Genomic DNA, 12,901 nt, shown 5'->3' on the forward strand with positions numbered 1-12,901 from the left:
TGAACGGGCTTAAACTGTAATGAGAAAATAATAAGCGCAAGCAGCAAAATTATTGATGCAATTACCCAAAGGAGTATTTTAAATAGTTTTTTAATAATTTTGCAGCTTAAAAATTTAAATAATTTGTCTGTTATACTTGCTATCGAGTCCTCTTGCGATGATACTTCAGTCGCTATATGTAACAACGGCAAAATTACGGCCAATGTTATTGCAAACCAAACTATTCACGAAAATTATGGTGGCGTAATCCCTGAATTGGCATCCAGGGTACATCAACAAAATATTGTCCCAACTATTGAGCAGGCATTAAAGAATGCAAAGGTTACAAAACAGGACATAAATGCTGTTGCCTTTACACGTGGGCCAGGTTTGCTAGGTTCCCTATTAGTAGGAGTATCCTTTGCTAAATCTTTTGCACTTGCATTAAATGTACCATTAATTTCTGTCAATCATATGCATGCCCATATCCTGGCGCATTTTATTGACGATCCAAAACCAAACTTTCCGTTTTTATGCCTTACCGTTTCTGGCGGACATACACAGATTGTGCTGGTAAAGGATTATTTCGATATGGAGATTGTGGGAGAAACCCTTGATGATGCAGCAGGAGAAGCCTTTGATAAAACGGCAAAAATCTTGCAGCTTCCTTACCCTGGCGGACCATTAATTGATCAGCACGCTAAATTGGGTAATCCTAAAGCTTTTAAGTTTGCTGAACCGCAGATTGCAGAACTCAATTTCAGCTTTAGTGGATTTAAAACCTCAATTCTTTATTTCATCAGGAAACAGGAAAAGGAAAATCCAAACTTTATTGCCGAAAATTTAGATGATATTTGTGCATCTGTTCAACACAGCATTGTGCAGATTTTACTAAATAAGTTAAAAAAAGCGGCTAAACAGTATGGCATTAATGAAGTGGCCATTGCTGGTGGCGTTTCCGCTAACTCCGGCTTGAGAAGTGGATTACAAGAAACTGCAGATGCGCTTGGATGGAAGGTTTATATTCCAGCCTTTCAATATTGTACTGATAATGCAGGAATGATTGCTATTGCTGGTTATCAGAAATTTTTAGTGAAAGATTTTGTAGGACAGGAAGTATCGCCTATGGCGAGAATGGAGTTTTAGGTTGGTTGAGAAGGGCTAGGGGTTAGATAGGTTAGACGGTTAGATAGGTTAGGGGTTTAGATAGGTTAGTTGGTTAGATGGGGGAGGTGTTTAGATCGTTGGGGAAAGAATTAGCTAAGCAACACAATTGCAATCTTAAACTTCAAAATAGAAATAATTAAATTGAATTTATAGACATGACTGGAGCATCATTGATATTTTGGATTGTATGCGCGATACCACTTATCGGAATTTTATATTACCTGATCAGAAAAGATAAAAATAAGCTGAACGGAAGCTGGGGTGTGATTATTTTAGGTGCCTTGCTTATTTCTGCATTATTGGTTATTGTTTATGTAACCAAAGATTTTAGTGCTATATTCAGCCAGAATTAATTTCAATAACGAGAAAAACGTGGGCTAATAAGAGAATCTTAACAATTTAAAAGTTTGTTATAGAATTGCCTAGTCTAAATATTCCATATAGGATTTATAACAGTAAAGGCGCTGTGAAGTAATTCGCAGCGCCTTTACTGTGATCATTTTATTGGAACTTACTTTTCAGCTAGTTTCTCGCCCGTAACTTCAGCTTTAATCTTGATTTCTAGTTCATCTGCTAATTCAGGGTTATCACTCAGCAATTGTTTTACTGCATCTCTACCTTGTCCTAATTTAGTATCTCCATAAGAATACCATGAACCAGCTTTTTTGATAATTCCGAAGTCGACACCTAAATCTACGATTTCACCATTTTTCGAAATACCTTCACCAAACATTACATCAAATTCTGCAATACGGAAAGGTGGAGCCACTTTATTTTTAACGATTTTAACTTTTACACGGTTACCAGAAACTTCGTCTGAATCTTTAATCTGAGAAATCCTGCGGATATCTAAACGAACAGAAGCATAAAATTTCAAGGCGTTACCACCCGTTGTAGTTTCTGGATTCCCGAACATCACCCCAATTTTATCACGTAACTGGTTGATGAAGATACAGCAACATCCTGTTTTGGAAATGGTTCCGGTTAATTTACGTAAGGCCTGACTCATTAAACGGGCATGTAAACCCATTTTACTGTCGCCCATTTCACCTTCAATTTCACTTTTAGGAACCAATGCGGCAACAGAGTCAATCACAATTACATCAATAGCACCAGAGCGAATCAGGTTATCAGCAATTTCCAATGCCTGCTCACCATTATCTGGTTGGGAAATTAATAAGTTGTCAGTATCTACTCCTAATTTTTTTGCGTAAAACTGATCGAAAGCATGCTCTGCATCAATAAATGCGGCTATACCACCCTTTTTCTGTGCCTCGGCAATGATGTGGGTAGCTAAAGTGGTTTTACCAGAAGATTCCGGACCATAGATCTCAATTACTCTTCCTTTTGGAATTCCACCAATGCCCAGGGCAATATCCAAACTTATTGAACCTGTAGAAATGAAGTCAATCGGTTCGATAGCGGTATCGCCAAGTTTCATTATGGTACCTTTACCATAAGATTTTTCTAATTTATCTAGAGTTAACTGTAATGCTTTTAATTTATCAGGATTTGCGCTTGCCATTTTCTTTTTTTGATTTGATTACGTAAATATAATTGAATTGTCGGCTAAATATAAATGTGTTGGTAACTTGTATTGCTAAAATATTTAGCTAAGTTAGTTGTTTTTTAGCTAATGTCAATAGTAAAGTTAAATTATTTTTATTTTAAGTTCATCCCGCTGTTTTTGAGCAGTTAATCGTTCAAAATACCTACACATAAAGGTAATCTCACACACTTCGCATTTAGGTTTTCTGGCTAAACAAACATATCTCCCATGAAGAATGAGCCAGTGGTGTGCAATGTGAATATCGTGTTCTGGTAAATTTTTAACCAGGTCTTTTTCAACAGCCAACGGCGTTTTGCCATATGTTAATCCCAATCGGTTAGCTACCCGAAATACGTGTGTATCCACCGCCATTGCTGGTGCGTTATAAATTACGGAAGCAATTACGTTAGCCGTTTTACGCCCTACGCCTGGCATTTTTTGCAGATCATCTATTCCCGAAGGTACTACATCATTAAACTCGTTAACTAAAATATTGGCCATGCCAACCAGGTGTTTTGCCTTATTATTTGGATAACTGATGCTTTTGATGTAATCAAAAACGATATCTGGCGTAACTTCTGCCAATGCCCTTGCATTTGGAAAACGCTGAAATAAGGCAGGTGTAACCATATTTACCCGCTTATCAGTGCATTGTGCAGAAAGAATTACCGCTACCAATAACTGGTACGGATTGTTGTAATGTAATTCTGTTTCTGCATCTGGCTGTTTGGCCGAGAAATGTTCTACAAAAAGTTTATAACGTTCTTTTTTTAGCATGGGGCAAATATAGCAAGCAAATTGTTGAGTTACCATTTATCTTTGCTCAATGCATAATGATTCGAGGAAATTAGTGCATCACCGCATATTTTTGCTCCGATGCTCCGAGTACTTTGCCTGATTTACTTTTGATCAGCCAGAAGGCGAAAAATGCACCAATGAGTGCCATTGCTGCACCTACATAGGCGGGAGAAGTATAATCGAAGCCATAAACCAGAGGTAATCCTCCGAAGAATGCACCTAAGGCATTTCCAATATTAAAACTCGCCTGACTTGCAGATGCGGCCAGCATTTCAGAACCTTTGGCAGATTGAATCATGAGCATCTGGATTGGTGCAGCAAGTGAAAAGGCAACCGCACCTGTTATAAATGTCATTACAAGCGCCAGTACCTGGTTTGCAGAAACAAAATGCACAATGGTTAAGGCAACCACCATAGCCAATAATAATACGGCTGATGCTTTAGCTGGGGAATATTTATCGGCCAGTAAGCCGCCGATGAAATTTCCTGCCATCATGCCCAAACCAGCAAGCATAAGGATATAAGTAACCGCTTCTGGTGAAAAGCGTGCTACGTCTGTCATGAGTGGTGCAATATAACTGTACCAGGTAAATAAACCACCTGTACCGATAGAGATCATCAAAATGATAATCCAGGCTTCCCTCTTTTTGAAGAAACTGAGTTCGGCTTTCAAATCGCGGTTTTTAGCTGCCTCTAAAGCTGGAAGCCATAATTTGAGACTCAATAAAGTAATCAGTCCGACAGCAACCACCACCGCAAAAGAAATCCTCCACGAAAAATTATGACCGATGTACGTGCCTAGTGGCACGCCTATAATATTGGCAATAGTTAAACCCATAAACATTAAAGAAACGGCCTGTGCTTCCTTTCCTTTTTGTGCAATGCGACTGGCCACTACAGAACCTACTCCAAAGAAGGCACCGTGGGGTAAACCTGAGAGTAATCTGGCAATAAATAAGGTATTAAACGTAGGTGCAAAGGCAGAGAATGCATTAAAGGCTGTAAACATTACCATTAAAGCGATGAGTATTTTCTTTGGCGGATACTTTCCTGCAATCATAATTAGCAGAGGCGCTCCAATAACCACACCAAGGGCATAAGCCGAAATTAAATGTCCGGCTTTTGGTATACTCACGGTTAAATCTTTTGCAATGTCGGGCAGCAAACCCATCATTACAAACTCTGTGATGCCGATACCCAAACCACCTAGCGTTAGTGGAAGAAGATTTTTATTCATAGTGTGCTTAGTGTTAAAATTACACTATGCAAAGGTAAGGCTTTTTGGATTTTTAATTGTAAAAATCGGGACATCTTAAAAGGTGCTGTTATTGATTCTAGAAATAAATAAAGTTTTGTATAAGCGTTGTATTTCTCCTCCCGGTTAGCAGATTCTAATTGTTGAATTTTCTTTTGCTTTAATACCTGACTATTTAAAGCCTGTACTTTTAGAAGGTTCTTTTCAAGAAATACCAGATGCTTAAAATAATACCCGTTTTTAGTGGTAGATGAGTGAAACAGGCGAGGGATAGATTTCTGGGCTTCTATATCAAGAAAATATAACGAAGTTAGAATTTAAGTGCGTAACCCTGGTTTTATTGCTATGCTCTATCAATTGGCAGATAGATAATATTAAAACTAGTTATTTCTTTGAAATATTATTCCATACTTTTTTACCATATGTCGATGCCTTGATTTGATCAGAAAGCATATTATAAAAACCTTCAACATCATATTGGACAGATTCTCCGAATGGGAGTTTCACTTTATTAACTTTGCTGAGTGTGTCGATAAGATGTAGGGATACTGGAGAATCCAAGTGTTGCGCTATGAAATTTTTATATTCAAGAGATTTGACTGCCTGGTACATCTCATCTAAATCTCTATTCAAGTCGCTTCCGAAGATTTTTGCATTTGGCATGTCAGTGTTTACAATAATTTTGAGATTTTCCACTACAACTGGCCTTACTCCATTTATCCCCATGCGTCGCTCTTTAACTAAATCTTGCAGCGTTTTGAGGGAATCAAATCCTAAAAAAATTTGAGCAGTAGTAAAAATGCCTGGTTGCGGAGTTTCAAATAAAAAATGGTTATCCTTTATTTCAGTTAATAAGGTAGATTTACTATCATTGAAATATAGATAAGCATACCTGTAAGCAGCTTGATTAATCAGTGTTCCTTCAATTTTGCAACTCAGGGTTTGACTATGCAAACCTTGAATTCCAACGAAGAAACCTATTATTATTAATATTCTCTTCATCATCTTAATTAATGGCCGTTTGCTAAATTCTCACAATAGTTCTCTACATAGGCCTCGATTGCTGCGTCTGTAGCTGGATAGCCAGTAGGCGCTACATCACTAAGACAAACACCTTTCAATGTTTCCCTGTCAATAATTCCACCAAAGATTTTTCTCATCCCAGAAGTAATTATTCAATTGCGTTTTTCATTTTTTCTAATATACAAATTGAGCAAACCAATCACGCCTGGCTTCCTTAAGCGGCATCTCTTACGGTAGGGTAATGATATAGAATATTCACTGCAGGCAATCGTAATCAAGATCTGAATTAATCTTTATTTAAATGCACTCGAAGATAAGTTACAGCATGATGAAAAAACGAAAAGGCTGCCCTACACTTGTAGAACAGCCTTTTTAACTCATGTAAGTTTTTACTTCTTGCTGCTGTAAGCTAAAATCTTCCGGATGGTTTCGTCCTGAGGATTTTTCGCTAAGCGATCCAGCTTACCTTTTATTTGATCATAAAATAAGCTGATTTCTGCGTCAGATTCGATGTCAGTTTTTGGCTGAAACATGTTTTGAATAGGTAAGTTTACACTAGTGTTTGATGTAGAGGTTTTTGTCATAAGCAATGAAATGTGATAAGTTTATAAACTTAACGATAGTTCAGATGCTTTATTTTATACCCTACTACAAAAACTGTAACATTTGTGCTACCCTTTGTATGTCATCTCTTTCGTTTTAAGCATTTTTCTAAGATTGCTCAGGGCATAACGCATCCTGCCTAATGCGGTATTGATGCTTACATCAGTTAAATCGGCAATTTCCTTGAAACTTAAATCTGCATAATGACGCATTAAAAGCACTTCTTTCTGCTCATCAGGCAATAAATGAATCATTTCCTTTAAATCTTTATGGGTTTGATCGCGAAGCATTTTATCCTCGGCGCTCTCGTCATAAAACTGTAGTGTATTAAAGACATCCATTCCATCAGAACTGGTGATGATTGGTGTTCGTTTCTCTTTTCTGAAATGATCAATAACCAGGTTATGCGCAATACGCATTACCCAAGGCAAAAACTTTCCCTCTTCGTTATATCTTCCTGATCGCAGGGTATTAATTACTTTAATAAACGCATCCTGAAAAATATCCTCTGCCAGATACTGGTCTTTAACCAATAAGTAGATAGATGTATAAATCTTGCTTTTATGTCTTCGTAAAAGTTCCTGTAATCCGTTCTCGTTTCCGGTAATATATACCTTTACGAGGTCCTGATCGTTATATGATTGTAAATTCATAGGTTTACCTACACTAAATCCCGTACTGTTTGCTAAAAATTAATTTGTAGATGTTTAATTTCTATAGCTTATCTCCTATGTTTTTTTGATTGAGTTGGTTTGGTTCTGAGGTCGTTAATGTTCAAAGAAAGTTATTTTTTTATCAAAATGCAAAAAATAAAAGTTAAAAAATAAATTAACCGCCTTAGTACCCTATTTTTGTATCATCTCAAAACCCAAATTACTTTCTGGGGTTTTATAATATATTCTTAACACTACATGAGCAAAAAAGAGGCCGAAAAAGATCCGCATAAAAATATAATCATTAAAGGTGCCCGTGTGCACAACCTTAAAAATATAGATGTTGCTATCCCTAAAAATAAATTAGTGGTGGTAACAGGCATGTCTGGATCGGGGAAATCTTCGCTTGCATTTGATACTTTATATGCCGAAGGACAACGCCGTTACGTAGAAAGTTTATCATCTTATGCCCGTCAGTTTATGGGAAGGATGAATAAACCCGATGTTGATTATATTAAAGGCATTGCACCCGCTATTGCAATAGAGCAAAAAGTAATTACATCCAATCCCCGCTCTACGGTAGGCACCTCGACAGAAATTTATGATTATTTGAAATTACTTTTCTCGCGGATCGGGAAAACAATATCTCCGGTATCTGGTAAAGAAGTAAAAAAAGATTCGGTAAGTTCTGTGGTAGATTATGTGGGCGCCATGCCGGAAGATACCACGGTTACCATTTTTTGTCCGCTCTACCCACATAATAATAGAACCATCAAAGAGGAACTCGCTATCTTATTACAGAAGGGTTTTTTGCGGGTGCTGATTGAAGAGAAAATTCTGAAAATCGAATCTGTGCTTGATGATGCAGATTTTAAGGATGCAGAACTAACCGATGATAAAACGGTACAGATTCTCATCGATAGGATTGTGGTTAATCAGGAAGAAGAAACTTTAAGCCGATTGGCAGATTCTGCACAAACTGCTTTCTTTGAAGGTAAAGGGGATTGTTATGTAGAGGCCGAAGGAAATACTAAACATTTCAGCGATCGGTTTGAATTGGATGGAATTCGTTTTGAAGAGCCAACACCTAATTTTTTCTCTTTCAATAATCCATATGGCGCTTGTAAACGTTGCGAAGGTTACGGGAACGTAATTGGTATCGACGAAGATTTAGTGATTCCCGATAAAAGTAAAAGTGTTTACGATAATGCCATTGCGCCCTGGAGAGGGGAGAAGATGAGTGTTTGGCTGCAGAATTTTGTTAAAGTGGCTCCAAAGTTCGAATTTCCAATTCACAGGCCTTTTAGTCAGTTAACGGCTAAAGAACAACGGTTACTGTGGACAGGTAATAAACACTTTGCCGGACTTGACGCCTTTTTTAAGGAACTGGAAGAGCAAACGTATAAAATTCAATATCGGGTAATGTTATCCCGCTATCGCGGAAAAACAACTTGCCCCGATTGCCAGGGCTCTCGCTTGCGGAAGGATGCTTCTTATGTAAAGATTGCTGAAAAGTCCATTATCGACATCGTTTTGATGCCATTAGCTAAGGCCTTGGTTTTCTTTAATGATTTAAAATTAGGCGTAAATGATGCTAAAATTGCCAAACGCTTATTGGCTGAAATCGATAACCGTTTCCTTTACCTGAACAATGTAGGTTTAGGATATTTAACACTGAATCGGTTATCTAATACCTTATCTGGTGGGGAATCGCAGAGAATAAACCTGGCAACATCATTAGGCAGTAGTCTTGTGGGATCTATCTATGTGCTGGATGAACCCAGTATCGGACTCCATCCGCGCGATACCAACAAATTAATTGAAGTACTGATATCTTTAAGGAATGTTGGAAATACCGTTATCGTGGTAGAACACGAAGAAGAAATGATGCGTGCTGCTGATTATATTATTGATATTGGTCCGGAAGCAGGTACACATGGCGGGAATTTGGTTTTTAGTGGAAATTACGAGGAAATTTTAAAGGATACTAATAGTTTAACCGGCCGATATCTGGCGGGCATTGAAAAAATTGCTATTCCGGAGAAGCGCCGTAAATGGAAAGATCATATCCTGATTAAAGGTGCCCGCGAAAATAATCTTCAGAATATTGATGTGAAGTTTCCACTCGGTGTTTTCACTGCAGTGAGTGGTGTTTCAGGCTCTGGAAAAACCAGTTTGGTAAAGAAAATTCTTTATCCTGCTTTGCAAAAAGCCATTGGTAATTATGCGGGTGAGCAAACAGGTGCTTATGATGGAATTTTCGGAAATACTGATTTAGTAAGTGCCGTGGAGATGGTGGATCAGAATCCGATTGGACGTTCCAGTCGTTCGAATCCGGTTACTTATGTAAAAGCCTGGGATGATATTCGTGCTTTGTTTTCAGGATTGGCTTCTGCGAAAGCTGCAGGATTAAAGCCTGCTGCATTCTCTTTCAATGTGGAAGGTGGGCGTTGCGATGTTTGTCAGGGTGAAGGTGAGGTGAAAATTGAAATGCAATTTATGGCAGATATTTATTTGCCTTGTGAGGCTTGTGGCGGAAAACGTTTTAAACAACAGGTTTTAGATGTTACTTATAAGGAAAAAAATGTTTCTGAGATTTTAGATATGACAATCGATGAGGCTGTCGAATTTTTCAAAGATGAACAGAAGATCCTAAATAAATTAAATCCATTGGTAGATGTTGGTCTAGGTTATGTGCATTTAGGGCAGTCTTCAAATACCTTATCGGGTGGGGAAGCACAGCGAATTAAGCTCGCATCGTTCTTAATTAAGGGGAACAATGCCAATAAAACGCTATTTATTTTTGATGAGCCAACCACTGGTTTACACTTCCATGATATTAAAAAGCTATTAAAAGCTTTAAATACTTTGATAGAGCAGGGAAATACTATTTTAGTAATTGAACACAATATGGACATGATTAAATGTGCAGATTGGGTAATTGATATTGGCCCTGAAGGTGGCGATGGTGGTGGTAAATTGGTTTTTGAAGGCTTGCCAGAAGATTTGATTAAAGAGAAAACTTCTTACACAGGTAAATATTTAGCAACGCATTTGAATTTAAATCCATAATTTCGGCAATGCTTTTTCTAACGTTTTTTATAGGCATTGCTCTCAACGCCATGGGCTATATTCCTCCTGGCAATATCAATCTCACCGTTGCACAGCTGGCCATTAACAAAGGCATGCGGCAGGTGTGGTATTTTATCCTCTCGTTTTCTTGCGTAGAAATTTTTTTTACGTTTGGGATGATGCGTTTTGCACGTTGGGCCATGAGCGACATTAATCCTAATGAAGCAGTAAGTGAAGTACGTTTAGGTACTTTAGTGGATTGCTTTATGATTCTGATGTTTATTACCATGGGTACTATTACCTGGGTTAACCGTAAAAAGGTGCCAATAACCAGTAATAAAAAGGACGATAAAAGAAGTGGTAGTGTTTTGTATGGATTAATTCTTGGGGTGTTAAACCCGGTTCAGATTCCTTTCTGGCTATTTTTTGGCAATTACGTGATTTTGCACGAATGGATAAAAACTGATTATTTGTCGCTGATCGTTTTCGCTATTGGATCTGGCTTCGGCTCTGCGGGTGCCCTATATGTTTATGCTCATTTTGCAACTTTTATTCAGGATAAATTTGCATTAAGCAGTTTGATTATTAATAAATCTATTGCGATATTTCTATATGTACTCGCGGTTTATTTAATCGTGAAACAGGTTGTTATTATTTTGTAATTGTGGTTAGTTTTTAGTCCTAAGTCTTTAGTCTGAAGTTTTTCGTGAAATAGAAAACTAAATCTAGTTCAGTAAGACGAATGATTTCAGTACGAAAAGTTTATAGAAAATACCCAGCGTGTATAGTGAAATCATCATTAAAATAGTTTTTCTTTATTTTCTGTCAACCTCATAGCGGTTAGAGCAGTGCAAAAACTAGGGGCATTACCGATGAAGAATCGGAAAATGTTAACACAAGGATCTTCAAGGAGCAAAAAACAAGACGTCAAACTAGCGCAGTTTTTATTAAAGCGGTTTTCAGAAAGCAATCTTTATTGCTTAATTAATGCTCTCTTTTTTATGTTAATGTGTTGGTGTGGGGGCAGTTGGTATTTCTATAGTAAGTTGCAATTTACTACTTCTGCCACCTGTACATTTATTGAATTGGAATTTGCTCGTCGGAAATTTTATGATGCAATTATTTATCGTATCAGTGTCTTCTTTACTTTCTATTTCTTTTATAAATACTGGAAATTCCGTGTATTTGTTTAATTTGTAAACAAGGAGTGGCCCTCCAGAAAAGCCTCTTTCTTCAAAATATTCAATTTTATAATTTCCAATATTCCATTGATTCTTTTTCTTTAATGTTACAAGCATTTTTCCAAAAAAAATTACAAAGCCTAAAAACAGAAAACTTGATAGTGAAGTTATACTGGTTAATTGCCACTTGGTATCTTTAATCATCAGGCTATAAGTGCAAGAAATAATTATAAGAAATAATGATTCATTTAATAGTGGTTGTACGTAGCTATATCCAACTAAAATTGGACAGAAAAGTATAGATGATAAGACAAGTAAGACAATGATTTTTGATTTTGAAAAGAACTTTTTGATCATATAGCCAACAAATGGATATACGCAAAACCATAATATACTTGCTCCGCTTTTAATTAGATAATAGATCATCTTTGTTTTTGATTTTACCTATAGCCAGTGATTGCTAACCTAATTTAAATAATTCATTTAGTTAGGTTGCCTTTTATTAAAGAGGATGTATACATCTTTCACTTCAAAAATTCTACATTCCAGATTTTTTCTGCTTTTCTACCAATGAGCCAGAATGAAGCTGCGAGTACAGAGAAGAAGAGTGCTTTGTGCCAGCTGTCCCAGAAGTATTCAAAATAGCGCGTATAGAGATTTACGAAAAGAAAAGTGATTCCAAATTCGCGGGCAATATCATCGCGGTATTTTAGGCCATATAAAGTGCTTGCTACACAAACTGCAGCAGAAATTAACGCCCAATAAAATAAGTTTAATTGCCTAACCGCATACCATTCTTCCAAACTGGCAAAGTTGCCAAATACCGATAAAGCCCAAAGTGAAATAAATAAATAAACCATTCCAGCTAGATAAGTCACCTGAAAAAACTGCTTTGTTTTCGGAATTGCTTTCATAATAAAGGATGATGCCGTTAGCGCAGCACCAAAAATCACGAACCGAAGCGGATAATTCATGCCGAGGAAATAATAGTTCCAGCGGCTCAGATAACCTGTTTCAGTACCGAACCAGGCACCTAAGGATATTAATGCAAATATCCAGATTAGCTTTGAATTGAAAAAATAACCCAATCCGCCGTAAATAAATACCGAAATTAAGATAAGAACAGTGAAGTTTCCAGAGCCATTATCCAGCGATTTACCAAAATAGGCAATCGCATTTGCCGTGAGTAAAATGGCCGAAAACACAATTGCTTCATTGCTAAACCGAAGGTTAGGTAGTTTTTTCTTCCTTCGGAAACCTAAAATATAAAGCCAGCCCGCCAAGCATGCAGAGACCAAAGCAATAACGATGTTTGGAGTATTGTAAACACGTTTGAGGTAATTAAGAATAGAATTATCAATCAAAAGCGATCCTAAAGCAATAAAGCCGCAAGCCAATGCTACCCAAAAGGCATACTGGGCAAGTCTTAACCAGTCGAAGTTTTTGGCTTCATAGCTTTGTCGAAGTTTGCTGCCTGTTTCCTCGTTAATTAAGCCATCATGTTGCCACTGCTCAATCATTTCATCAAGAAACTCACTTTTTTCTATATCAACTTTCATAGGTAGGGTTGTATGCGAAGATAAAAAAAATAAGTCTTTATTCGGGAGTCTAAAGTCGTAAG

Annotated in this window: 13 protein-coding genes; 4 read left to right on the top strand and 9 right to left on the bottom strand. The window is 37.2% G+C overall.

Going from position 1 to position 12,901, the window contains the following annotated elements:
* Positions 1–123 precede the first annotated feature (123 nt).
* Positions 124–1,125 carry a tRNA (adenosine(37)-N6)-threonylcarbamoyltransferase complex transferase subunit TsaD gene (gene tsaD / locus SOM16_RS18295; protein ID WP_320465445.1) on the top strand — a complete coding sequence of 334 codons (1,002 nt, stop codon included), beginning with the start codon at positions 124–126 and terminating at the stop codon, positions 1,123–1,125.
* Positions 1,126–1,301: 176 nt separating this feature from the next.
* Complete coding sequence (locus SOM16_RS18300; RefSeq protein ID WP_320465446.1) at positions 1,302–1,499, top strand: hypothetical protein; 198 nt, start codon at positions 1,302–1,304, stop codon at positions 1,497–1,499.
* 158 nt (positions 1,500–1,657) lie between these two features.
* Here the strand turns inward: SOM16_RS18300 and recA are convergent, their stop codons facing one another.
* The 7 genes from recA to SOM16_RS18335 all read right to left on the bottom strand — a co-directional run bounded on the left by recA (position 1,658) and on the right by SOM16_RS18335 (position 7,027).
* Positions 1,658–2,671 (bottom strand): recombinase RecA, encoded by a 1,014-nt coding sequence (gene recA, locus SOM16_RS18305; RefSeq protein WP_154278924.1) that lies wholly within the window; start codon positions 2,669–2,671, stop codon positions 1,658–1,660.
* A gap of 126 nt (positions 2,672–2,797) precedes the next feature.
* On the bottom strand, positions 2,798–3,472 hold the full coding sequence (nth, locus tag SOM16_RS18310) for an endonuclease III (RefSeq protein ID WP_320465447.1): 675 nt from the start codon (positions 3,470–3,472) through the stop codon (positions 2,798–2,800).
* 70 nt (positions 3,473–3,542) lie between these two features.
* Positions 3,543–4,730 carry an MFS transporter gene (locus tag SOM16_RS18315; RefSeq protein ID WP_320465448.1) on the bottom strand — a complete coding sequence of 396 codons (1,188 nt, stop codon included), beginning with the start codon at positions 4,728–4,730 and terminating at the stop codon, positions 3,543–3,545.
* A 402-nt stretch (positions 4,731–5,132) separates the two neighbouring features.
* Positions 5,133–5,753, bottom strand: coding sequence for a hypothetical protein (locus SOM16_RS18320; RefSeq protein WP_320465449.1), 621 nt, complete (start codon positions 5,751–5,753; stop codon positions 5,133–5,135).
* A 5-nt stretch (positions 5,754–5,758) separates the two neighbouring features.
* Entirely contained in the window at positions 5,759–5,908 is a 150-nt protein-coding gene (locus SOM16_RS18325; RefSeq protein WP_320465450.1) for a hypothetical protein, read from the bottom strand.
* Between the two features lie 252 nt (positions 5,909–6,160).
* The gene (locus tag SOM16_RS18330) at positions 6,161–6,304 is read right to left on the bottom strand and encodes a hypothetical protein (RefSeq protein WP_320465451.1); all 144 of its coding nucleotides are present in this window, start codon (positions 6,302–6,304) and stop codon (positions 6,161–6,163) included.
* A 138-nt stretch (positions 6,305–6,442) separates the two neighbouring features.
* Positions 6,443–7,027 carry an RNA polymerase sigma factor gene (locus tag SOM16_RS18335; RefSeq protein WP_154278928.1) on the bottom strand — a complete coding sequence of 195 codons (585 nt, stop codon included), beginning with the start codon at positions 7,025–7,027 and terminating at the stop codon, positions 6,443–6,445.
* A 258-nt stretch (positions 7,028–7,285) separates the two neighbouring features.
* On the opposite strand from SOM16_RS18335, the gene uvrA reads away from it, so the two are divergent.
* Complete coding sequence (uvrA, locus tag SOM16_RS18340; protein ID WP_320465452.1) at positions 7,286–10,099, top strand: excinuclease ABC subunit UvrA; 2,814 nt, start codon at positions 7,286–7,288, stop codon at positions 10,097–10,099.
* An 8-nt stretch (positions 10,100–10,107) separates the two neighbouring features.
* A complete protein-coding gene (locus SOM16_RS18345; protein ID WP_320465453.1) occupies positions 10,108–10,761 on the top strand; it encodes a LysE family transporter in 654 nt (217 codons plus the stop codon).
* Positions 10,762–11,103: 342 nt separating this feature from the next.
* Here the strand turns inward: SOM16_RS18345 and SOM16_RS18350 are convergent, their stop codons facing one another.
* Both SOM16_RS18350 and SOM16_RS18355 read right to left on the bottom strand, forming a co-directional pair.
* Entirely contained in the window at positions 11,104–11,484 is a 381-nt protein-coding gene (locus SOM16_RS18350) for a hypothetical protein (RefSeq protein WP_320465454.1), read from the bottom strand.
* A 320-nt stretch (positions 11,485–11,804) separates the two neighbouring features.
* Positions 11,805–12,839 carry a DUF2157 domain-containing protein gene (locus SOM16_RS18355; protein ID WP_320465455.1) on the bottom strand — a complete coding sequence of 345 codons (1,035 nt, stop codon included), beginning with the start codon at positions 12,837–12,839 and terminating at the stop codon, positions 11,805–11,807.
* Between the last annotated feature and the right edge of the window lie 62 nt (positions 12,840–12,901).

Source organism: Pedobacter sp. CFBP9032 (assembly GCF_034045265.1).
GTDB lineage: Bacteria > Bacteroidota > Bacteroidia > Sphingobacteriales > Sphingobacteriaceae > Pedobacter.